Genomic DNA, 21,425 nt, shown 5'->3' on the forward strand with positions numbered 1-21,425 from the left:
GTACGGGATCCGGCGCTGGCGAATGCCCCCGCGACCCCAGGGATCGATCCGGTCGAGGGGGAGATATTTAGATGGCGCTGGAGGCCGTTTTGTTCAGCGTTGAGAAGGATCTTGACCGTTGTGAAAGGGCGCGGAGAAGAACCTGGGCGGAGTTGTGGCGCCGGGCGCGTGATCTTGGCGACTGTCGGGTGAGGGGTGTCGGCTCCTCGTGTTCGGGTCGGTCGTGGTTCACCGATCGCCTTCGTCGTGGCCGGGTGTGGGCATCTGTCCGTGAGCCGGCCGGAAGCGGATGGCGGGCTAGGTGGGCGGGCCGAGTCCTTCCACCATGGTGATCAGGGCGGCGAGCTGGTCGAGTGCGGCAAAGGCGTGTTCGGCTCCAGCCGGGTCGACGCCTCCGAACAGTTGCAGGCCGATGAAGGAGGCGGAGACGGCCTTGGCCAGTCCGGTGATGTCGATGAGTTCGGTGAGCGGGGTGGCGGCCAGTACGCGTTCGAGCACCCGCTCGATCTCCTCGGTCCACAGCGCGAGTCCGGCGGCGGTGACGGGCGCCAGCTGTGGCTGCGTCTGCGCGCCGGTCAGAAGCTGGGCCAGGACGGCGACATGGCCGCCGTCACGCTCGGCGGCATGCAGCTGCCGGGCCAGCACCAGGAGGTCGCCCAGGGTGCGTATCTCATCGAGGCGGTCGCGGTAGACGGCGACCCGCTGCTGGACGCCGTAGCGGCAGGCGGCGATCAGTAGTTCGTCGACGCTGCCGAAGTGGTAGAAGATCAGTGCCTGGTTGACCCCGGCCGCGGCGGCGATGTTGCGGGCGGAGGTCTTGGCGATGCCCTGCTCGGCGAGCGTGATGAGCGCGCCGAGGAGAAGCTTCGTCCGCGTGTCCTGGCTCATACTCGTGCTTCCTTACGGACCGGCCGCGAGTCGGTGCGTACACCGTGGGCGGCCGCGTCGAGGTGTTCGGTGCCGCAGGAGCCCTCGTGGCCGAGGAACGGCCCGAAGAAGTGACGGGAGACGACGACCTGGACGCGAAAGCGTCCCACCTGCTCGTCATGCGATTCTCAGGCGACGGCTTCACCTCCGGTCAGGGGCGGCACCCGGGCGTCCGCCCGGCCCTTCCGAAAACGGTGGCTGCCGGGGCGGATGATCAGGACGCCGCTGTGGTCGGTGGCCAGGCGCTGGTGCGTGCCGAGGTGGTCCCGCGACGCGGCCGCGTTCGGGGCTGTAGACCGTCGTGGCGCCGAACCGCCGCGCTTCTCCCTTCCGCACGGGCCCGATGGTCGATGGCGGTGAGGCGCAGGTCCCGGAGCCGATGCGGCTCGGCCTGTCTTCGCGCTTTCACGTACGGCTCCATACGCCTTTCCTCTCGCGGCACTTTTGACCGATCGCTCAATACGCGAAGCATACAATGCTTTTGAGCGTCCGCTCAAGAAGAAGTGTGAGCGAGAGGCGCCTCGTCCGGCAGTTGCGTTGCCGGCCGTAATGGCTCCAGGGCGGGCGACGTGGCGGCCCCCTCAGGGCGTGTCGCCGTCTGCGGCCCGGGGGGGTGCGGGCTCGCCGCACCACCCCGGGCTCGTTCCCGCCTGCCCGGTGACGGGCCTTCGGCCGTTTGATCGTTTCAGGGTGGCTCGCTAGGGTTGGGCGCCCTTGCTCGGATCCTGTCCGCTCGTGCCCGAGGGTGTTCCCGTGCGCCGCTACCGTTTCGGCAGAATCGCCGCGCCTCTCGCCGCCGTCTACGTGGCCGTGGTCGTCGTGGCCGGCGTCCGCGCGCTGGCCACCGGCGACCCCGCCCTGCTGCGCTCGATCGTCACCGGGGGGTGGGGCTCGGATTTCGTGCCCTACACCTGGTGGGTGGAGCTCCTCATGGTCGCGGGCGGGGTCCTGCAGGGGTGGGTCTACTGGCAGGTGCTGCGCGGGCGGCCGGCCGGGGCGGCGGCGGCCAACGACAGACCGGTCCGGCTGCTGCGGGCGGCTCTGTACATCAGCGTCGCCTGCTCGTTGCTGCACAGCCTGATCCCTTACCGGTGGTGGCTCAGCCTGCTTCCCGACCTGCTCCAGTTCGCCGTCGCAGGGCTGTTCTTCGCGGTCCTCGCCGGTGTCCTGCCCAGATGGCTGCGGCTCCTCGGGCTCGTGGCCGGGCTGGTGAACGCCGCCATGAGCACGGCCTCCACCGTCGCCTACGGCCTCGGCCAGTTCTCCGTCATGCAGTTCGTCCCTCCGTACCAGCTCGGCAACGCCGTCCACCTGCTGTGGCTGGTGCCGGTCCTGGCGGGCCAGGCCAGGGACGCGCGCTGGAGCCGGGGCACCGTGCGGATCGGCTGGGCCTCGGCGGCGCTGGCACTGCTGTCGTCGGGAGGTGGTTCGATCATCTCGTTCGGCGGTTGGGGCATCGACTACGACCTGCTGCTGGTCATGGTCCTGAGCGCCCTGAGCGTGTTCGGGATGGCGTGGCAGGCCCGCTCCGCCCACGAACTGGGCGTCCCGGCACCCGTACCGTCCGCGGCGCCTTCGGTCCCGCTCGCGCCCGCGCGGGCGTGGCCCCTGGCCGCCGTGGCCGTGGTGCTCCCGCTGATCCCCGCGGCCGTCAACCTCTCAGACGGCATGCCCGCGTGGATCGGCCCCCGGGGCGCGGTCGACGACCTCTTCCACGGGCACGTGGGCTACCCGGCGACGGTGTCATGGGTCGCCCTGGACATGCTCGTCGGGGTCGGCGCCCCGGCCGTACTGATCCTGGTCGCGGTCGTGCGCAGGAGCAGGCGGCTGCTGCGTGTCACGACGCGGGCCCTGACCCTCACCGCGGCGGCGGGCGTGATCACCGCCCTCACGGCGACGTCCGAGACGGACTGGCGATTCATCCCCGACATGGCCGAGCAGCGGCTGGCCCTGTACCCGGACGGGCTGTTCGCCCCGGACGAGAAGAACGAGATCCTCTTCGGGCTCACCCCGCTGTGGTACAGCGCCGCGCTCGCCACCTCCGCCCTCATCCTGTTCCTGTTGTATCGCACCCCGCCCGCCGCCCGCCCGCGCCACCACGTGCTCGCGGCGGCGCCGGCCGTCTTGGTGGCCCTGTGCTTCCTGCCGGCGGCCGACCAGGCACGCGCTCTGATCACCACGGCCGAGGACTGCTCGCCTCCCTGGCCCCGGGAGACGGACGGCGAGGCCGTGGAACCCCCGCCGCCCACCGGCCCGCGCGCCTTCGTCTGCGCCGTACGCCGGCAGCAGGCGCTCCCCTTCGCCGCCACCGCGCCCGACCAGGTGCTGCTCGCCCACGGCCGTCGCCTGTGCGCCGCCTACACCCGCGACGATCCGCGCGAGCTGGCCCGCCTGAAGGAGGCGGAAGGGGTGGATGTCCGCTCCCTGGAGGGGGTGCTCGCCGACATCTGCCCGGCCGCGAACGCGGTGGTCACGGCGGAGGCGGCCGCCGAGGAACGCGAGTTCGACGAGTCCATGGCCGAGGAGCGGCGCAAGTGCGACGCCACCCCGCGTCACCGCCCCCTGATCGAACCCGCCAGGGCGATCCGCCTCAAGGAGCCCGAGTGGCCCGAGGTGGGGCTGGAGCTGTACGACGATTTCACCGGCGAGGGCGAGTACAGGGGCACGAGCTCCGGCCCGGTCAGCGCCGGGCCCGGCTACGTGAGGGTGGGCACGCACTCCGACTTCCACGTCTGCGTCACGCTGGAGACCTACACGCGCCGCCCACCGGTGGAGACCAAAGGGTGGGACAGCGTCGTCGAGGTCGGCTTCGCCAACCAGAGCGGCGAGATGATCTTCATGGACGGCCTGAGCGGCACCGAACTGCCGGACCTGTCACTCAACGGCCGCACGGGGAACTACCGCATCCGCGTGCACTTCGCCTGGTTCCCCTGGAAGGGCGAGGAGAACGGCACCCAACGGCTGCTGATCATGGCGTACCCCGGCCCTGGCGACAAGGTCCTCACCTACCGCGGAGCGCCGAAGCGACGTTGAGGCAGTCCTCGTCCTCGTGCCGATGCCGGTGCCGGTGCCGGTGCCGGCCGCGGTCGCGTCGCGAAGAGCGAGCCTGTCCTCGGCGAAGCCGACGCGACGGGCATGTGAGGGTCATCGTCCTTGGCCGGTGCGTTTCGGCTGGCGCGTTTCGGCCGGTGCGTTTCGGCTGGCGCGTTTCGAAGGAGAACCCGCGTGCGGTGAGGACGCCGGGGTAAGGCGATCACCCGGGCATACCTGCCCGGTGTCCACCGGGCCGGGCTCAGCCTGCGTCGTGGCCGGCCCCTCTGCCCGGAGCGGTCGGCGTGTGGCTGTGGACCGAGCCGCCGCGGGGCAGGTGCGGCTCGGTGTCGATCCTGCCGGGCGGACAAGCCCAGCGCGAGTTCGTCACCTGGCCGGACCACGTCACCGTCATGCGACGCCACCAAGGACGGGGGGACGGATCGGGTCCGTCACCTGGACAGCCGTCCAACCCGACCGCGGCATCCGGGTCCGGGCCCGCTCCTGCCTGTCCGGCGGCGGTGCTCCGATATCATGACCGGCGCCGCGAAACGAGAAGGGCATATGCAACACGAACCTGTGACCGAGCCTGGCCGGCATGAGGTGCTGCGCGTCCTGGCCGACCGGATCCGCCGCGGCAGCCGCCCGGGTGAGCGCCGGGACGGCCACCGGGTGGCCCTGGCCATCGAAGGCGGCGGCATGCGCGGCACGATCTCCGCGGGCATGGCCCTCGCCCTGCACGAAAGCGGGCTGACACACGCCTTCGACGCGATCTACGGAGCGTCGGCGGGGGCCATCACGGCGGCCTGGCTGCTCAGCGGAACTCCCGAGCACCTGACCGGCTGGGCCGAACCCGTCTACGCGAGAGCGATGATCCGCCCCTCCAACCTGCTGCGCGGCCGGCCGATGGTCGATGTGCACAACCTCGTCGAGCATCTGTACATCGAGGTGGCCCGGATGGACTTCGACGCCGTCCTGGCCAACCCCGTCGAGTATCACCCGCTCGCCACCGATGTCCGCACCGGGCGGTCCACCGATCTGCGCCCGCACCTGACCGGTCCCGTCGAACTGCGGCTGGCACTGCGAGCCAGTGCCGCACTGCCGTTCCTCGCCGGCCCGCCCATCGAACTGGGAGGGCGGCTCTACTACGACGCGGGACTCGCGGAGTCCATCCCCTACCGCACCGCCCTGGCACAGGGTGCCAGCCATGTCCTCGTCCTGCGGTCCCGTCCCGCGCCTCCGGCCGGAATCGGAACGCCGGCCGCCGGACCCGGCGCGCGCCCGTCCTACGGGGCACGCCTGGTCGCCGCGACCGTTCTGCGGAACCATCCGGAGGCACTGCACCGAAGTTTCTTCACCCGCGGCCACCGCCTGCTGCACGACGACGCGCTGCTCGCGCAGTACGACCAGGCCGTGCCACCGGTGACCCCGCCCGCCGACAGCCGGACCCCAGCGGTGTTGTCCGTGCGTCCCGGGCCTGACGCCCCGCGCGTCGGCCGCCTCACCCGCAACGGCAAACCCCTCAAGGCCGCGCTCGAAGCCGGCCGCGCGGCCGTCGACCAGCTGCTGCGACCACTCGGCCGGCTGACCGCCATGCCGTAGGCGCGACCGGCGCGCACCGGCCCTGACCGGCCGGCCTTCCTCCGGGTTGTCCTGCCGGAACTCCTTGGCGGTGCGTTTGAGCACCGCCCACCACGACTGTTCGGGCAGCTCGGCCGGGCTCTGAGGAGCCGCCCGGTCCTCTGGTCCGGGGCCGGGGTCCGATCGTCGGGTGTCGTGGCGTGACATGGGCTACCGCCTCCGTCGGAGCGCCGCCATCCCCGCGGACGGGGCGGCGGCGCCGGGGTCTGCCGGTTCGATCTACTGCTGACCGGCGGGACGGGCGTGCTCGCTCACCTGCTGGGCCTGCTCGCGGGCGTGGTCACCGGTGGTGTGCGCGGCCTGCGTGGCGGTCTCCCTGACCTGCTGGGCAGCCTGCCGGGCAGCTTCCTTGGCCTCCTGGCCGAGGGTCTGGGCCGACTCCTGCACCGCTTGCCTGACCGGCTGGATCACGCCGTCGGCCTGCTCCATGAGCTGGCCCGCGGCTCGTTCCTCGGCCTTGGTCCTGGGAATGAGGGTCGCCGCCAGCAGGCCGGCGCCCAAAGCGATCATCCCGGCCGCCAGCGGATTACCTTGTGTGCCGCGCATCGCCTGTCGCGGCGTGTTCTGGACAACCTCGCTCACCTGCTGGGCTCCTTGCTTGACGGTGTCGGCGGTGTCGGAGGCGACGTCGCGAATGGTGCCGGCCGTGTTCGAGGCCGTCTCGGAGACCGTGTCGCGGACACCGCTCACGGCGTGTGAGGCCTGGTGGCCGACCGTGTGGGCGGCGTGGGCGGTGTGGGAGGGGGTCCCCATCACCTGCTCGCGCACCGACCGCAGGCCTCGGCGCACGGTCTCGGTACGCCGGCGCGCGATCCGTGCCGGGCTGGTGCGATCGGCCAGACGTTCCACGTCCGCGGCCAGCTCGGCCCGGGTGGCGTCGATCTCGGCCCTTATTTCGTCAGGTCCCGCGCCCATCGCGCATCCTCCTTGAGGGTTTCAACGGTACGTTCCGGCGTGGGGGAAACCTCGCGCAGCCGGGCGCGCCCGCTCACGTACAAGACCGTGCCGGCCACCGCCCAGATGACGGCGACGATGAGCGCGGCCCAGCCCAGATCCATGACGTTTCCCAGGCCGAACACGACGGCCAGCGTCACCAGGACGGCGACCATGTATCCGGCGAATCCCGCGCCGCCGAGCAGGCCGGCCGCCTTGCCCGCCTTGGTCGCCTCCTCGCGCACCTCGGCCTTGGCCAGCAGCAGCTCCTGGCGGACCAGCCTGGAGAGGTCTTCACCGATCTCCCCGACCAGTTCCCCCAGTGACGGCTCCCGTGCCTCGGGGCCGGGGTAGGTCATCGGATCTCACCGCCCGGTCTTCCCGGCGTGGCCGGGGCGCCGAAGCCGTCGAATTCCTCCCGCGGTTCCTGCGGGGTGATCGGTCGCGTGCGGTACGGCTCGGCCGGCGGCTGCGTCAGCGGTTGGTCCGGGACCGCTACGGGCGGCCGGGGCGGCACCGGTGACGCCGTCGCCGCCGGACCGGGAGCCGAGGCACCCGGCGCGTGCGAGCCGTCGTTCCCGGTCTCGGGAGAGGCCGTGGAGGTCGCGCCTCCCGAGGCCGTGGAGGTCGCGCCTCCCGAGGCCTTGGCGATCCTGCCGATGAGGAAACCGGCGGCCGCCGCACCGGCCAGGAACGCTCCAGGACGACGGCGTGCGAAGCTCTGAACCTCCTGGACCACTCCGGTCAGGCCGTGCTGGTCCAGGTAGTCGGCCGCTCGCTGCCCCCCGTCGGCGACCTGCCGCACCACACCGGACACCGGCGAGTCGGGCTTGGCCCCCTCGCTCATCGAGGCCAGGTCCTCGGCCCACTGGCGAATCCCCTGGGCGGCGCGTCGGCTTTGGTGCTGGGCCTGATCCCCGACCCGGCCACGTAGCTGATCGACGACCTGGCGAGCCTGCTGCCCGGCCTCCGCGGCCACTTCCCTGGTCTGCCCCTTGGCGGTGTCGGCCACCTCCCCGGCGGCGGACCTGGCGTGCTGAACCGTGCTTTGAGGGCTGTCCTGAAATTCTCGGCTCTGGCCCGGACGCTCCCCCGCGCCGGTCGGATACTCACTCATCGATGCCCTCCAAAAGTTGTGCATCTTCGATTAAGAAGGCAATTACCCTCACCTGCCGTTCCACTCGTAAAACACCCGGAAGTTATTTGAAGATCTGTTGTTTCCGATGTTTTTCGTCCCTTGAGCTGCCCTTCGGCAATTTTATTTTTCCTGTCACCTCGCCCCGCTCGCACCCGTCCCCCGAGGGCCGGTGCCGTGATCGTCGCTGCTGGACCCGCCACCCACCGACCGTCACCAGCCACTTCTTCGCTGTCGGCGCACGCCGGGCGATCAGGGCGACCCGGCGGGCGCCTCGCCGCACCGACCATGCCCTTCGGCCGCTCCGTGCGCCCGGCACGCGACCTCGCCGATGGGCGGCAGCCTCTTCGGCGAGGTCGCGAAGGCATATCGAAGCGGCGGGCCATGCGCTTCTCCCGCGAATGTTTGTCCATTGGGGAGCGGGTAAAAGCTCGTTCACGGACGAAAGAGAGGCGTCACCGAAGGAGTGAAACCACCACGGGACGCCCATCCGGAATTCGAATCCCGATCCGAGAGCTCAGGAACAAAACAAAAGTTTCACGGCCACATCGAAGGAGAACAAATGGCATCGACATCGCGGCCGCCCGGCCACGAACCCGGCACGCCGCAGGGCATCAGCCCGCAAGGTGTGCGGGCCCGTAGCGAACTGGCTCGCTGGATCAGCGGCGCCGACGCCTTCCCCGCCGACCGCGCCACCCTGCTGGCGCGAGCCCAGGAGCAAGGCGCACCCGAGGCGGTGCTCGAAGCGGTGCGATCACTGCCGGAGCAGACCTTCGCCACCCTGGCCGACGTGGCGCAGACCCTCGGGTACGGCAAGGAGGAAACCGGACAGGGCTGAGACCGGCGGGTGATCATGGCTCTTCACGCGAAGGCCGTGATCACCCAGGACGAGCCGGGCTCGAAGTGCTTCGCGATGCCCGCGACCGCCATCGCCACCGGCCAGGTCGGCGAGGTGCCGGCCCTTGATGACATCGCCGCGGCGATCGCAGCCCATCACCTCGCCGTGACCCCTTTGCGGCCGCCTGTCGATCCCCTCGCGCCTAACGGTCGGCAGGGCCCCCCGGAATCGGGGTCGGTGGCGGTGTCGACTCCGGAGCCGGCCTTATCTGCTCGGGGAGAAGGGGATGCGGCCGGCGCTGTCGCAGGGCGCCGACCGCCTCGGGCAGCGTCAGGCGAACCTCGAAGTGATCCACCATGCGGGTCAGCTCGAAGAGACGACGCGCCCGCCCCTGCGGGGGAAGGACCACGATCAAGCGCCCCTGGCGGCGTTGGACGTCCAGGCGCATCCGTACCAGGGCGCCCACCCCGACCGAGGCGATGAAGGTCACCTGGGTGAGGTCGACGACCAGCAACAGGTCCTCGAAGGTGAGCAGCGCCTCGTCGAGCTTCACCGCCACGGCCGGAACCGTCACCGCGTCCAGCTCGCCGATCAGGCGAAGCACCCGCACCGAACCCACACGCCAGCTCTGCACCTGCGGCGCGGCCCGATCACCTGGCATGACGCCACCCCCTCGCGGTCATGCCCATCTCAACGTGGTCATTGTCCCGGTTGTTGCACGCGGCGTCCATTTCACGAGCGCGGTTCCAGGAGGTTCGGGTGTTTCGGCAGCCCAGGCGCGGTGAGGGCGTCCGGCGCGAGCCGCACCGCGAGGGCGGTGTGATCGACGAGCGGGAGCGGGGACATCGCCGCGGTCCGGCGTGGCCTCACCCGGCCGGGCCGCCTGCGGCCCCGATCGTTCCCAGCCGGCGTGTGAGCACCGGCTCCTGCGGTTGTCGTCCGGTTGCGGGGCGTCGGTGCCGGTCACAGCATGGGCCGCGTCCCCCGTCGGTGTCGCCGGGCGAGCCACCGGCCTGCGCCTTTCCCGATGTGATCGTTTTGTGACGCATCACACCTCCTTCCCCGGGCAGACGACCGGCAACCGACCAATGAGGAAGTGTGGACATGACAGTCACCGGCATCATCATCGCCATTGTCATCGGAGCCGTCATCGGCGCCCTGGGACGGCTGGTCGTGCCGGGGAAGCAGAACATCCCGATCTGGCTGACCATCGTGATCGGTATCGTCGCCGCTCTCATCGGGACCTTCCTCGCCAACGCGCTGGGAGTGGGCAACACCGAGGGCGTCGACTGGCTCGAGATCGTCATCCAGATCGCCCTGGCCGCCGTCGGCGTGGTCCTGGTGGCCGGCCTGTACGGCAGGCGCGGCGCCCGCTAGCCGACCGGCCTACGCCGCTTCCGCGAAAGCGGCGTTCACCGGCACGCCACTGGCCTCGGCCCGAGACCCTCGGGCCGAGGCCAGTGGCGTGTCCGGCGCCTGAGATGCGCCTCGCGGCACCGATCACGCTCCTCGGCCGCTTCGCGCGGCCGGAATGTGACGCGGCTTTTCGACCTGGCCCGCATGACGGATCACTTCGAGGTCGAGGAGAACGTGAAAGGGGCGGTATGCGCCCTGCGGCAGGTGGAGCGCGACACGGCCTTCGGCTTGAGGCCGGCGGGTAAGTTCACGCTCACCGCGCGCGAAGGACGCCTCAGCCGCCCGGTGTGGGACGCAGGTACATCCGCAGCCGGACGCGGGAGCCCGCGCCGGCGCGGTCGATGGTGAACTCGTCGCACAGGTGTCCCATCAGCCACAGCCCGAACCCGCGGACCGCACCCGGGCCGGGGCGCTCGCGGCGGGCGTGCTCGGGGCGCAGACGTCCGGCGGCGTCGACGATGTCGACGGTCAGTGCCTGGGTGTCGTAGCGGATGCTCACGGTGCCGGTGGCGCCACCGTGCTCCAGCACGTTGATGACCGCCTCGTTGGCGGCCAGCAGCAGGTCGTCGCGTCGCACTCCGGCCAGCCCGGCCCGGCAGGCGTGGTGATACAGGTGCCGTCGTAAACCGACCAGGTCATCGCTGATCGGCCAGCGGCCGTGCTGCTGGCTGTGCACGTCCGTCCCTTTCCGTGAACGCCGTCTGTGGCTTCACCGGGGGGCTACCGACGCGCCTACCAGAACCAGATCATTGATGATGAACGACATCAGGGTAACTACCCGCCCGGACCGGCGTAACCATCACCTATCGGTGGGAGCGCTCCACCTGAGCGGCCGGACGTGAACCGCGGCTTCGGCCCGTCGCGAAGGGATGAGATCCCTTCTATGACGGAGAGGGTGAGACACGCAGCAGGGCCAGAGCGTCGGCGCGGGTGGGCCGGAGGGTGAAGTACCCCGCCAGCCCGGTCATCGCGAAAACCCGGCTCAGCTGAGGGGGCAGGTCGCTCAGGACGACGACGCCGCCGCGATCGGTGATCAGGGTGCGCAAGGCCAGGAAGACCCTGACGCCGGTGGAGTCACAAAAGGTCAAGGCGCCCACGTCCAGCACCAGGTGACGGTGACCGCCCTCCAGCAGGTCCAGCACCCGGTGCTGGAGCTGGGTGGTGTTGGTGTAGTCCAGCTCACCGCCCAGCGTCACGATCAGGGCGCTGGGCAGGCTGGGATCGGGGTGGGAGTCGAGCTGGACGGAAGAGGTCATCGAGGAGCCTTCGGCGACGGAGACGAGAACGGGAGCGAGGCACCCGGGACCAGGACGGCGGTGTTGTCGATCAGGCCGGACCGGCGACCAGTCACGATCATGGTGTGTCACGGCCGGGACCGGCCATCTTACGGTTTTCCCGATGAGGCACCTGCTCGTAGCCGGCGAACGAGATGAATCCCACCCACCAGGTCATCTAGGACATCGCCGTCATCGTATCGCCGGCGTTCGACGTGTCGACGAGGGATACGGCAGAAAGACACCGCGGCATGACCGGCTCGGGCGTCCGGGCGTTCGTCCAGGGCTTTTTCAAAGGGCGTGTGGACGAGCCGGCTGTTCGGCCGGTCGATACCGGGCCGATCACCTACCGCGATCACTGCCTCCGCTCCGGCCGCGGGGCGGCGGACGCCAGGGCCTCGCGCGCCTCGGTGGCCCAGTGCGTCGCACCCCACAGCTCGGCGACGGCGGCCGATCGGGCGAAGTGGCCGGCCGCCTCGTCGTCGCGGCCCAGCAGCAGGGCCAGCTCGCCGAGCGCGTGCGCGACCGGGCGCAGGGCCAGCGACAGGCTCGTGGCTCCGGCGGGCGGGCCGTCCCGGTGGGGCAGCAGGATCGCGTACAGCTCCGCCGCGGCGTCCCGTTCGCCGAGCGCCACCACGGCCGTCGCCCGGAACGTCGCGAAGAGCGCGAAGAAGAAGTCGGGGCGGATCGCCACGGCCCGCTCGCGGATCCGCCGGGCCTCCCCGGTCCGGCCGGCGGCGGCCAGCGCCACGGCGAGCAGATCGGCGAAGAACGGGCCGTGGTCGTCGAGCAGCGCCTGGGCGGCGGGAACGACCTCGGCGACGCGTCCGCGCGACGCCTGGACGGCGGCCAGCGCGAGCTGGAGGTAGCCGGCGGCGTGCAGCGAGCCGTGCCGGGCCATCCGCTCGGCCGTCTCGGTGTAGAGCCGCTCCGCTTCGTCGAACCTCCCTTCGATGTGCGCGAACATCGCCAGCGCGCATTCGCAGGCGCCGACCGCCTCGGCCATCCGGTAGGCGCGGGCAGGCTCCAGCGTCTCGCCGATCAGCCGGCGCAGCGCCGGCACGTCGTTCGTCGCGGCGGCCGCGCCGGCCCGCGCGAGGAGCCCGGCCACGCGGTACGCGGGCAGGTCGTGCTCGATGCCGATCCCGGTGAGCTCCACGCACAGTTCGGCCCGTCCGGGCAGTTCGAGGCCGTCCTGGTCGCGGAGCAGGGCCGCGATCGCGGATGCCCTCAGCCGGGGGTCGCCGAGGGTGGCGGAGAGGGCGAGAGCCTCCTCGGCGGCGGCGCGCGCCGTCGGATCGGCCTCGCCGATCAGCTCATGGGTGTAGGCCTCCAGCAACCGGCACCGGTCCCCCGGATCGAGATCGGGCCGCGCGAGCAGGCGGCTCAGCCGCGTCACGATGGGCCGGTCCACGACACCGTACGGGCGGGTCTGCCAGGGGGTCGGCTCGGTCCACGCGGTGAACGCGGCGATCATCAGGTCGTCGCGCCGGACCGACTCGGCGAACTCCACGGCTCGCCGCCGGGTCTCCCGGGCGGCCGCGACCGCGCCGGCCCGCACCTGGGCCCGGAGCAGCCTGCCCAGCAGGTCGACGCGCTCGCCCGGATCGCGGTCCTGGCGGGGGATCCGGTCGAAGCTCGCCACCGCGTCGGTGAGCAGGGCGACGGCCACGTCGTGGGCGTACCGGGCCTCGGCCGACTCGGCGGCCCGCACGCCGTACCGCACGGCCTTCGCCGCGGTCGCCGCCGACGCCGCCCGGCCGTAGTGATGAGCCAGCGCCGCGAGCCCGGCCGGATCGTCGCCGAGGCCGGCGCGGTCGAGGGCGGCGGCGATCCGGCCGTGCATCCGGGTGGCCCGCAGCCGGCTCACGTCGGTGACGAGCGTGTCCCGGACGAGCGCGTGAACGAACCGGACCCGGCCCGGACCGGGTTCGACCAGCAGCCCGGCGATGAGACCGGCCTCGAGCGCGTCCAGCACGCCGTCCTCGTCGGTGTCGGCGGCGCCCACGAGCACGTCCACCTCCGCCTCCCGTCCGGCGACCGCCGCCAGCCGCAGCACGGCGACCGCCGGCTCGGGAAGCCGGGCGAGCCGGCGCCGCAGCACGTCCCGTACCCCTTCGGGAACGTCGGACAGTGCCACCAGGGCGCCCTCGCTGCTCAGCAGCCGGGCGCTCTCGCGCACGTAGAAGGGGTTGCCGCCGGTCCGCTCGGCCAGCGCGGCCACGGTCGCGTCGTCGGTGGCGCACACCCCGCGGACGAGCTCCGCCACGGCCCGCTCGGGCAGCCCGGCCAGGGGAAGTCGCAGCGGCGCGGACCGGGCGAGGACGGCGAGGGCCTCGGTGAGCTGCCCGCCGATCTCGTCGGGGCGGTAGGCGGCCACGAGGAGAAGCGGAGCACGCACTTCGGCGACACCGCTCAGCATCGCGAGGGTCTGGGCGTCGGCCCAGTGGAGGTCGTCGAGGACGACGGCCAGCGGGCGCTCCCGAGCCACCGCCGCGAGCCAGGACCACACCGCCCGGTGCAGCCGGAACCTCCCCTCGGTGGCGTCGGCACCGCCCGTACCCGCCGCATCGGTCAGCAGCGGTACGAGGTCGGTGGCGAGTTCCCCGGACGGGGGCACGCTCTCGGCCACCCCGCGCAACGCCTCCGCCCAGGCCCACGCCGGTGGGGCGCTCTCGGCGTCGGGGCAGCGGCCGGTGGCGACGAGCCAGCCGTCCTGCTCCAGGCGCTCGGTCAGCCGCCCGAGCAGGGCGGACTTCCCCAGCCCCGCCTCCCCCGTCACCAGCGCGACCCGAGGTCCCGCGGTGGTGGCCGCCGCGGTCGCGACCAACGCCGACAGCTCGGCGTCACGCCCGACGAACGGCTCAGCCGCGGGCGCGCCTGAGGCTGTGACCGAGGCCGTGCCCCGGGCCGGGTCGCGCGGCGGCACCGCGATCGCGGCCGGCGACGGCCGGGCGGGCGCGCTCTCGCGCGGGAGAACCGACGGCCGCTCCCCCGGCCCCGGCACCGAGGCGCGCAGCACCTCCACGCGCTGCGCGAGGATCGCCTCCTCGAGTGCGGCCAGCTCCGGGCCCGGATCGAGGCCGAGGTCCGTCGCGAAGGTCTCCCGCGCGCGGCGGAGCGCCGCCAGCGCGTCGGCCTGCCGCCCGCTGCCCCACAGGGCCAGGGCGTGCAGCCGCCAGCCCTCCTCCCGCAACGGCTCGTCGCGGGTGAGCCGCCCGGCCTCGGGCACCACCGTGGCGACGTCTCCCGCGCACAGGCCGGCCGCCACGTGGAGTTCCCGCGCGGCCAGCCGCAGCTCGCCGAGGCGGGCCGTCTCGCCGGCGGCCCACGGCTCGTCGGCCACCTCGGCGAACGCCGGTCCCCGCCACAGCCCCAGCGCCTCGGCCAGCAGGGCCCTGGCGGCCGGCGGGTCGTCGGCCGTGACCGCGCGGGCCTCGCTCAGCAGGTCCTCGAAGCGCCAGGCGTCCACCGCCTCCGGCGGGAGGCGCAGCGCGTACCCGGGAGGTGCGCTGACCAGGAGCCGGGCGGGAGCCCGCGGCGGCCGTCCGGGCTCCAGCAGCCGCCGCAGGTTGGACACGTACGCCTGCAGGGAGGTCACGGCCCTGGCGGGCGGCTCGCCGCGCCACAGATCGTCGATCAGCCGGTCGATCGACACGACCTGCCCGCGCGCGGCCACCAGCAGGGCGAGGACGCCGCGCTGCCGCGGCCCCCCGAGGGGGAGCGCGACGCCGCCGGCCTCCGCCGCGAAGGAGCCGAGCACCCTGATCAAGACCATGACGCCGCACATCGTAGCCGCCCGGTTCCATGACGACTCCAAACGACCTCCAAGACCTTCGGCGGAGTCTGTTCGCAGCACCGGGAACCGACGAAAGGCAGGCCCCATGACCGCCCCCGACCACGAGACCGTCGACACCCACGAGATGGTGGTCGTCCACCGCGCCCTCCGCCGCGAGGCGCGGCTGCTCGCCGAGCTCGTCGCGGCGGTCGCCCCGGGCGACACCGCCCGCGCGCGGGTACTCGCCGGCCATTTCCGCGACTACCGGCTCGGGCTGCACAACCATCACAACGGCGAGGACGAGCTTCTGTGGCCGCTCCTGCTCGCCCGGGTCGATCTGGACGCCGAGGTCGTGCTCCGCATGGAGGCCCAGCACGAGCGGGTCGCCGCCACCCTCGGCCGGCTCGACGCCGCCATGGCCGCCTGGGAGGAGACCGCCGGACCCGGCGAACGCGACACCCTCGTGGCCGCGCTCGTCGAGCACCGGACGGTGCTCGACGAGCACCTCGACGACGAGGAGGACAACCTCCTCCCGCTCGCGGCGCGGCACCTGTCGTCCCGGGAGTGGCAGGCCCTGGGCGAGCACCTGGTGGCCAACACCCCCAAGCTCACGCTGTTCACGCTCTTCGGCCTCGTGCTCGAGGACGCCGACGCCGGCGAACGGGCCATGATCCTCGCCGGTCTCCCCTGGCCGGTCCGGATGATCTGGCACGCCCTCGGCCGGCCCCGCCACGCCCGCCGCATGCGGCGCGTCCGCGGCTGAACCGCCTCCCGGCACCGAACCCACCTTTCCCTCAAGGAGAAGACAATGCTCACCTTCATCGCGTACGGCCTGGCCGTCCTGCTCAACGCCTTCATCGTCTTCATCGGCGCGCGGTTCCTGCTGGTGCCCCGCGCCGCGGCCGCCGGCTACGGCGTCCCGGCCAAGCCGGACGGGGACGCCGCGTACCTGACCGTCAAGGGCCTGCGTGACTTCGGCTACGGCGTCGTCGGCCTCGCGCTGCTGGCCTTCGCGGGCGCCCACGCCGCCGGGTGGTTCATGCTGGTCATCGCCCTCGTCCCGCTCGGCGACACCTTCGTCGTCCTGCGTCACGGCGGCACCAGGGCGACGGCCTTCGGCGTCCACTTCGCCACCGCCGTGGTCGTGCTCATCAGCGCCGCCCTGCTCTTCGCCGTCTGAACCGGGGTCCCGGTGGTGGCCTTCCACCCGGGCCGGCGTCACCGGTCCCGAAGCAGCCGCGAGTGGCCGGATCCTCTCGGCGCACCCGGACGGCTTTCCGGCCGGTCCGAAGAGCGCGAACGCCTCGCCACAGACCTCGCGCGCCTGCCGTGGGATCTCCCGCGATTCACCGCCCACCACGGCGGCGAGGTCTCCGAGCTCGCCGCCGTGCCGGTCCGCGTGTTCCCGGCCGGCATCGGAGAACCGCCGGCCAGGACCCGCGTCCGGGGCGCGATCCCCGCGGTCCGATCACGGCAGGAGGTCGCGCCAGCGTTCGGCCGACGTCAGGGCGTCCAGGCTGATCCGCTCCAGGAACGCGCCGCCCCTGGCCAGGCGGCGTCCCACGGGCGTGTCGAGCCCGAGCGTCTCCCCCGCCGCCTTCGCGATCTCCGCCGCCGCGAGCGTCTGCCTCGCGCCGATCATCGTCGAGTGGTACCAGGCGTCGTCGTCGACCACGTAGACGTCGTGCCGCCGCTGCGGATCACGTTCGCGCCTGATCAGCCCCTGCTGCGTCAGGTAGCCCACCGCCGTGGAGATCGAGGCGGGACTGACTCCCAGCCCGCGCGACAGCTCGGCCGCGGTGAGCCTGCCGTCCTCGCTCAGCCACAGACCGATGAGCACGCGCGCCATCATCTTCGGCAGGCCCATCCCGACCGCCATCTCGACGGCCCCCGCTTCCGCCTCGAAGACCTTGCGGTCCCGGGGTTCGGCCTCGGGCGAACGTGCCGGGGTGCCGCGCCGGGCCCGCCGCGCCGCCGCCTGGTGCGCCCGCTCGGGACGGTAGTCGCCGGGGCCGCCGTCGCGGCCGACCTCACGGCTGATCGTCGAGGTCGGCCGGTCCAGCCGCCTGGCGATCTCGGCGTAGGAGCGGCCTTCGGCGAGGCCGGTCGCGATGCGCCGGCGGTCCTGCAGGGTCAACCTTCCTGGCATGACACCACTATTGCGTTCGGCATCACACAATGCAACGTTTCATTGCATTCGACTTCACCGTCAAAGCATCAATTAATCGCCTTCTACCTGCAGTTATGGATATCGATTGATTGACAGAATTTCTGAAAGCAACGTAGCTTTCAATTGTGATGAACACGTACTATCGCGACGAGCCGGTCGCTCCCTTCCTGGACCGCTCCCCCGCCTGTCCCTTCGATCCCGCCGGGCCGCCCGCCGACCTCGTCGAGGTCTTCACGCAGCCGGTTCCGGCGCTGATGATCTGTGAGCCGCTCGGTGTGCCGTACGAGGACCGCGACCGGTTCCTGAGCTCCCCCCGGGCCCTGCCGGACGCCGGGAGCGCCGAGGCGCAGGTGTACGGCGTGCACAGCCTGCCCGTCACCCGGGATCGGGGGTGAACGCGATGCGAACCACGCGAGACTTCGTCTCGGTAACCGGGCTGCGTAAGTCCTACGGCGCCCACCGCGTCCTGGACGGCATCGACCTCACCATCCCGCAGGGCACCGTCTTCTCGCTGCTCGGCCCCAACGGCGCGGGCAAGACCACCGCGGTGCAGATCCTGTCCACCCTGATCAGGGCCGACGCGGGCGAGATCCGGGTCGCCGGGCACGACCTGGCCAGGGAACCCGACAGGGTGCGGGCCGCGATCGGCGTCACCGGCCAGTTCTCCGCGGTCGACGGCTTCCTCACCGGCGAGGAGAACCTGCGGCTCATGGCCGACCTGCTCCACCTCGGCCGCGCCAGGGGCCGCGGGCGCGTCCGCGAACTGCTGGAGCGCTTCGACCTGACCGACGCCGCGCGCAAGCCCGCGGTCACCTACTCGGGCGGCATGCGCCGCCGGCTCGACCTCGCCATGACCATGGTCGGCACGCCCGAGCTCATCTTCCTCGACGAACCGACCACGGGCCTGGACCCGCGCAGCCGCCGCACCATGTGGCAGATCGTCCGCGATCTCGTCCAGAACGACGGCGTGACCATCTTCCTGACCACCCAGTACCTGGAGGAGGCCGACGAACTCGCCGACCGCATCGCGCTGCTCAGCCAGGGCCGGCTGGTGGCCGAGGGCACCCCTGAGGAGCTCAAGCGAACGGTCCCCGGCGGCCACATCGTCGTGCGCTTCGCCGACCCCGACGGGTACCGCAGGGCGGCCGGCCACGTCGGCGCCACCTCCCGCAACGACGCGGCGCTCACCGTCCAGATCCCCGACTCCGGCGGGGTCAGGACGCTGAGGAGGCTCCTGGAGTGGCTGGACACGCATGCCGTCGACGTCGCCGAGCTGTCGGTGCACACCCCCGACCTGGACGACGTCTTCCTCACCCTGACCCAGGAGCCCTCGACCACGAAGTCCTCGACCAAGGAGCCTCCGCCCCAGGAGCGCTCGACCAAGGAGTCCTCCCGATGAGAGCGATCACCGACTCGGCGACGATGCTGCGGCGCCAGGTCAAACACATCTGGCGCTACCCCACGCTGATCCTCACGTTCGCGTCCGTGCCCGTGGTGTTCCTGCTGCTGTTCGTCTACGTCTTCGGCGGCACCATGGGCGCGGGCATCGGTGCCGACCGCGCCGCCTACGTCGGTTACCTCACCCCCGGCATCATGATCACGACGATCGTCGGGGCCGCGCAGGGGACCGCGATCTCGGTGGCGACCGACATGACCGAGGGCATCATCGCCAGGTTCAAGACCATGGCCATCGCCCGCGTCTCGGTGCTCACCGGGCACGTACTCGGGGCGATGGTGCAGACGTTCCTCGCGATCGCCGCGGTGACCGTGGTGGCGCTGCTGATCGGGTTCCGCCCGTCCGCCTCGGTGCCGGACTGGCTCGGCGTGGCCGGTGTGCTGGCCATGTTCACCTTCGCGATCACCTGGCTGTCGGTCGCGCTCGCCATGGTCACCAAGAGCGTGGCCACGGCCAGCAACCTGCCGATGCCGCTGATGCTGCTGCCGTTCCTCGGCAGCGGCTTCGTCCCGACCGAGTCGATGCCGGCCGGTCTGCGCTGGTTCGCCGAGCACCAGCCGGTCACCCCCGTCATCGAGACGCTGCGCGCGCTGCTGGCCGGGCGTCCGGCCGGGTCCGGTTTCCTGGAGGCGGCCGGGTGGAGCGCGGGCATCGCCCTGGCCGGTTATCTGTGGGCGCGCAGGCTCTACAACCGGTGAGGTTCACCGGATTCTACGCCGGATTCCACGCCCTCGACCGTCCCCGATGCGAAACCCAGCGTGAGTGGGACGTCATGGTCGAGGACGCCCGGCTGGCGAGCCTGCGCGGCGAGGTGGAGCGCCCGGACGTTTCGGCTACCGCGCCGGACCTCGGGCCGGCCCGAACCCCGTGCCCCGACCCCTCGCTGAGCCATCGCTCCAGTCGTGACATGACGGCCGCCCCGGGGGCTGCGATGCGAGGATGGAGGGATGTTCAGTTTTGCTTCATATGACGGGACCGTGCTCGTCTGTCATGAGCGGGGTGAGGGGCCGGCGCTGGTCTGCTTGCCGGGCGGGCCGGGGCGGTCCTCGCGATACCTGGGAGATCTCGGCGGCCTGGCGGCTCAGCGCCGGCTCTTCCTGCTGGACAACCGGGGAACCGGCGAATCCGCGGCGCCACTCGATCCGGACACGTACGCGATGGACCGCATGGTCGCGGACGTCGAGGCGCTGCGTGCGCGTCTGGGGTTCGAGCGGATGGACCTGCTCGGGCACTCGGCGGCCGGAGGGCTGGCGTTGCTGTACGCGGCCCGGCATCCCGAACGGATAGGGCACCTGGTGCTGGTCACCCCGAGCGTGCACCCGGTGGGGATCGAGATAACCGACGAGCAGTGGTGCGCCCAGATCGAGCGCCGAGCCGATGAGAGCTGGTACGAGAGCAGGCTGCCGGACCTCAAGGCGTGGGACGCGGGCGACGAGAGCCGGCGCCCGGGGGCGCAGCCGTTCTTCTACAGTCCCTGGAACGAGACCGCCGAAGCGCACGCCGTACGGTTCGCCGAACGCTCGGCCGAGGCGGCGAAGCGCTTCCACGCCAACCTGCCCGCCGCCGAGAAGACCCGGGCGAGCCTGGCGAAGGTCACCGCGCCGGTCCTGGTGATCGCGGGAGAGCGGGATCCAGGACCGTTGCCCGCGCACGCGGCCGAACTGGCCGGGATCTTCCCGCACGGGACCAGCATCGTGCTGCCCGGGGCGCACTATCCCTGGGTCACCGCTCCAAAAGCCTTCGCCGAGGCGGTCGAGGGATTCCTCGGCGGCTAACCGACCGGCAGCACATCCGAAACTCATCACAGGCAAGGTGAACGAGCCCGGCTTCCGCTCCCGGCCCGCCGATCACGACCGTCCGCCCGGAGGCCGGCGACGCGGCGGCGGTCGCGGAGAGCCTGGAACCCGCCTCCGTTCCCCTTCCGGTGCCGATGTCCTGGAATTGCGCTTACGCGAGCGACGCCCGATCGCCACCAAGCAACCGCAGTTGACTAAGGCGAAATAGTCAACTACGGTTGCTACATGTCGGCAGAAGACGTATCGACACCCCGCGACCCCGCTGACGCCCTGGCCGCCGTGGCGGCGCTGCGGCGCCTGGCCGATCAGCTGGAGGACGCGGCCGTGGAGCAGGCCATGCGTATGGGCTGGAGCTGGCCGGACGTCGCCGAGGCGCTCGGCGTCACCCGCCAGGCGGTCCACAAGAAGCACGTCAAACGGCTCGTCGCCGCCGGTGTGAAGCTGAGGAGACGACAGTGAGCGCGATCGACCACTACATCAACGACATCATCGTGCGCGGAGCGGCCGAGGCGCTGGAGGACGGCTCCGCGGCGACCGAGGCCCACCACCTCCTGCTGGCGATCGCCGACCACGAAGACACCGCCGCGCACCGCGTCCTGACCGTGGCGCGCCTCGGGAGGCAGGAGATCAGGCAGGCCCTGGACCGGGAGTTCGAGCACAGCCTGAACGCCGTCGGCGTGTCCCTCACCTCTTACGACCTCCCCAAGCCGAGCCGGGACAAAAGGAACCCGCCGAAGCTCGGGGCGTCGGCCCGGCTCGCGCTCGAACGCGGTTTCGCCACCGCCACCGGCAAGAAGGATCTGCGCCCCGCCCACCTGCTGCTCGGCATCCTGGAGACCGGGATCGGCACCGTCCCCCGCGCGCTCGCCCTGGCCGGCGTCGACCGGGACGGCCTGATGGCACGGGCCAGGGAAACCCTCGAACACGAACGATGGTGAGCCGACACCGCCGGCCGCCCGCCCCGGCGTAGTCCGGAAGGCCCAGGTCAGGCCACTCCCCTTCCCCTCTTTCCCCTTCTTTTCCCCCTCAGC

Annotated in this window: 22 protein-coding genes; 12 read left to right on the forward strand and 10 right to left on the reverse strand. The window is 71.9% G+C overall.

Going from position 1 to position 21,425, the window contains the following annotated elements; all coding sequences use genetic code 11:
- Positions 1–297 precede the first annotated feature (297 nt).
- Positions 298–888, reverse strand: a complete 591-nt coding sequence (locus tag AC5L38_RS22440; RefSeq protein WP_495244784.1) for a TetR/AcrR family transcriptional regulator — start codon at positions 886–888, stop codon at positions 298–300.
- Complete coding sequence (locus AC5L38_RS22445) at positions 885–1,037, reverse strand: hypothetical protein (protein ID WP_495244785.1); 153 nt, start codon at positions 1,035–1,037, stop codon at positions 885–887. Before AC5L38_RS22445 ends, AC5L38_RS22440 begins: the two co-directional genes overlap by 4 nt.
- A 643-nt stretch (positions 1,038–1,680) precedes the next feature.
- On the opposite strand from AC5L38_RS22445, the gene AC5L38_RS22450 reads away from it, so the two are divergent.
- Both AC5L38_RS22450 and AC5L38_RS22455 read left to right on the forward strand, forming a co-directional pair.
- The gene (locus AC5L38_RS22450) at positions 1,681–3,960 is read left to right on the forward strand and encodes a hypothetical protein (protein ID WP_495244786.1); all 2,280 of its coding nucleotides are present in this window, start codon (positions 1,681–1,683) and stop codon (positions 3,958–3,960) included.
- Between the two features lie 561 nt (positions 3,961–4,521).
- Positions 4,522–5,559, forward strand: coding sequence for a patatin-like phospholipase family protein (locus tag AC5L38_RS22455; protein WP_495244787.1), 1,038 nt, complete (start codon positions 4,522–4,524; stop codon positions 5,557–5,559).
- 258 nt (positions 5,560–5,817) lie between these two features.
- On the opposite strand, the gene AC5L38_RS22460 is transcribed toward AC5L38_RS22455, so the two are convergent.
- The 3 genes from AC5L38_RS22460 to AC5L38_RS22470 are packed head-to-tail and all read right to left on the reverse strand — an operon-like array spanning position 5,818 to position 7,648.
- Positions 5,818–6,513 (reverse strand): DUF3618 domain-containing protein, encoded by a 696-nt coding sequence (locus AC5L38_RS22460; protein ID WP_495244788.1) that lies wholly within the window; start codon positions 6,511–6,513, stop codon positions 5,818–5,820.
- The gene (locus tag AC5L38_RS22465) at positions 6,489–6,890 is read right to left on the reverse strand and encodes a phage holin family protein (RefSeq protein WP_495244789.1); all 402 of its coding nucleotides are present in this window, start codon (positions 6,888–6,890) and stop codon (positions 6,489–6,491) included. The genes AC5L38_RS22460 and AC5L38_RS22465 overlap by 25 nt, the downstream gene beginning before the upstream one ends.
- Positions 6,887–7,648 (reverse strand): hypothetical protein, encoded by a 762-nt coding sequence (locus tag AC5L38_RS22470; RefSeq protein WP_495244790.1) that lies wholly within the window; start codon positions 7,646–7,648, stop codon positions 6,887–6,889. Before AC5L38_RS22470 ends, AC5L38_RS22465 begins: the two co-directional genes overlap by 4 nt.
- Before the next feature lie 580 nt (positions 7,649–8,228).
- On the opposite strand from AC5L38_RS22470, the gene AC5L38_RS22475 reads away from it, so the two are divergent.
- On the forward strand, positions 8,229–8,504 hold the full coding sequence (locus AC5L38_RS22475; RefSeq protein ID WP_495244791.1) for a DUF2795 domain-containing protein: 276 nt from the start codon (positions 8,229–8,231) through the stop codon (positions 8,502–8,504).
- A 202-nt stretch (positions 8,505–8,706) separates the two neighbouring features.
- On the opposite strand, the gene AC5L38_RS22480 is transcribed toward AC5L38_RS22475, so the two are convergent.
- Positions 8,707–9,165 (reverse strand): STAS domain-containing protein, encoded by a 459-nt coding sequence (locus AC5L38_RS22480; RefSeq protein WP_495244792.1) that lies wholly within the window; start codon positions 9,163–9,165, stop codon positions 8,707–8,709.
- Positions 9,166–9,608: 443 nt separating this feature from the next.
- Between AC5L38_RS22480 and AC5L38_RS22485 the strand changes: the two genes are divergently transcribed.
- Complete coding sequence (locus AC5L38_RS22485) at positions 9,609–9,881, forward strand: GlsB/YeaQ/YmgE family stress response membrane protein (protein WP_495244793.1); 273 nt, start codon at positions 9,609–9,611, stop codon at positions 9,879–9,881.
- A gap of 313 nt (positions 9,882–10,194) precedes the next feature.
- Here the strand turns inward: AC5L38_RS22485 and AC5L38_RS22490 are convergent, their stop codons facing one another.
- From AC5L38_RS22490 to AC5L38_RS22500, 3 genes are all read right to left on the reverse strand, one after another.
- Positions 10,195–10,596: an ATP-binding protein gene (locus tag AC5L38_RS22490; protein ID WP_495244794.1), complete on the reverse strand. Its 402-nt coding sequence runs from the start codon at positions 10,594–10,596 to the stop codon at positions 10,195–10,197.
- Positions 10,597–10,801: 205 nt separating this feature from the next.
- Positions 10,802–11,176 (reverse strand): STAS domain-containing protein, encoded by a 375-nt coding sequence (locus AC5L38_RS22495; protein WP_495244795.1) that lies wholly within the window; start codon positions 11,174–11,176, stop codon positions 10,802–10,804.
- 373 nt (positions 11,177–11,549) lie between these two features.
- Positions 11,550–14,972: an ATP-binding protein gene (locus AC5L38_RS22500; RefSeq protein WP_495244796.1), complete on the reverse strand. Its 3,423-nt coding sequence runs from the start codon at positions 14,970–14,972 to the stop codon at positions 11,550–11,552.
- Between the two features lie 106 nt (positions 14,973–15,078).
- Here AC5L38_RS22500 and AC5L38_RS22505 point away from each other — a divergent pair, with 106 nt between their 5' ends.
- Both AC5L38_RS22505 and AC5L38_RS22510 read left to right on the forward strand, forming a co-directional pair.
- Positions 15,079–15,735: a hemerythrin domain-containing protein gene (locus AC5L38_RS22505; RefSeq protein ID WP_495244797.1), complete on the forward strand. Its 657-nt coding sequence runs from the start codon at positions 15,079–15,081 to the stop codon at positions 15,733–15,735.
- Positions 15,736–15,780: 45 nt separating this feature from the next.
- The gene (locus AC5L38_RS22510; protein WP_495244798.1) at positions 15,781–16,152 is read left to right on the forward strand and encodes a DUF4267 domain-containing protein; all 372 of its coding nucleotides are present in this window, start codon (positions 15,781–15,783) and stop codon (positions 16,150–16,152) included.
- A gap of 288 nt (positions 16,153–16,440) precedes the next feature.
- Here AC5L38_RS22510 and AC5L38_RS22515 read toward each other — a convergent pair whose 3' ends face one another.
- On the reverse strand, positions 16,441–17,121 hold the full coding sequence (locus AC5L38_RS22515; protein WP_495244799.1) for a GbsR/MarR family transcriptional regulator: 681 nt from the start codon (positions 17,119–17,121) through the stop codon (positions 16,441–16,443).
- A gap of 149 nt (positions 17,122–17,270) precedes the next feature.
- Here AC5L38_RS22515 and AC5L38_RS22520 point away from each other — a divergent pair, with 149 nt between their 5' ends.
- The 6 genes from AC5L38_RS22520 (at position 17,271) to AC5L38_RS22545 (ending at position 21,332) form a co-directional block, all read left to right on the forward strand.
- Positions 17,271–17,537 (forward strand): hypothetical protein, encoded by a 267-nt coding sequence (locus AC5L38_RS22520; RefSeq protein ID WP_495244800.1) that lies wholly within the window; start codon positions 17,271–17,273, stop codon positions 17,535–17,537.
- Positions 17,538–17,542: 5 nt separating this feature from the next.
- A complete protein-coding gene (locus tag AC5L38_RS22525) occupies positions 17,543–18,541 on the forward strand; it encodes an ATP-binding cassette domain-containing protein (protein ID WP_495244801.1) in 999 nt (332 codons plus the stop codon).
- Entirely contained in the window at positions 18,538–19,296 is a 759-nt protein-coding gene (locus tag AC5L38_RS22530) for an ABC transporter permease (RefSeq protein ID WP_495244802.1), read from the forward strand. The genes AC5L38_RS22525 and AC5L38_RS22530 overlap by 4 nt, the downstream gene beginning before the upstream one ends.
- Positions 19,297–19,575: 279 nt before the next feature.
- On the forward strand, positions 19,576–20,373 hold the full coding sequence (locus AC5L38_RS22535; RefSeq protein ID WP_495244803.1) for an alpha/beta fold hydrolase: 798 nt from the start codon (positions 19,576–19,578) through the stop codon (positions 20,371–20,373).
- 246 nt (positions 20,374–20,619) lie between these two features.
- Positions 20,620–20,853 (forward strand): winged helix-turn-helix domain-containing protein, encoded by a 234-nt coding sequence (locus AC5L38_RS22540; RefSeq protein WP_495244804.1) that lies wholly within the window; start codon positions 20,620–20,622, stop codon positions 20,851–20,853.
- On the forward strand, positions 20,850–21,332 hold the full coding sequence (locus AC5L38_RS22545) for a hypothetical protein (protein WP_495244805.1): 483 nt from the start codon (positions 20,850–20,852) through the stop codon (positions 21,330–21,332). The genes AC5L38_RS22540 and AC5L38_RS22545 overlap by 4 nt, the downstream gene beginning before the upstream one ends.
- Positions 21,333–21,425: the final 93 nt, after the last annotated feature.

Source organism: Streptosporangium nanhuense (assembly GCF_059358815.1).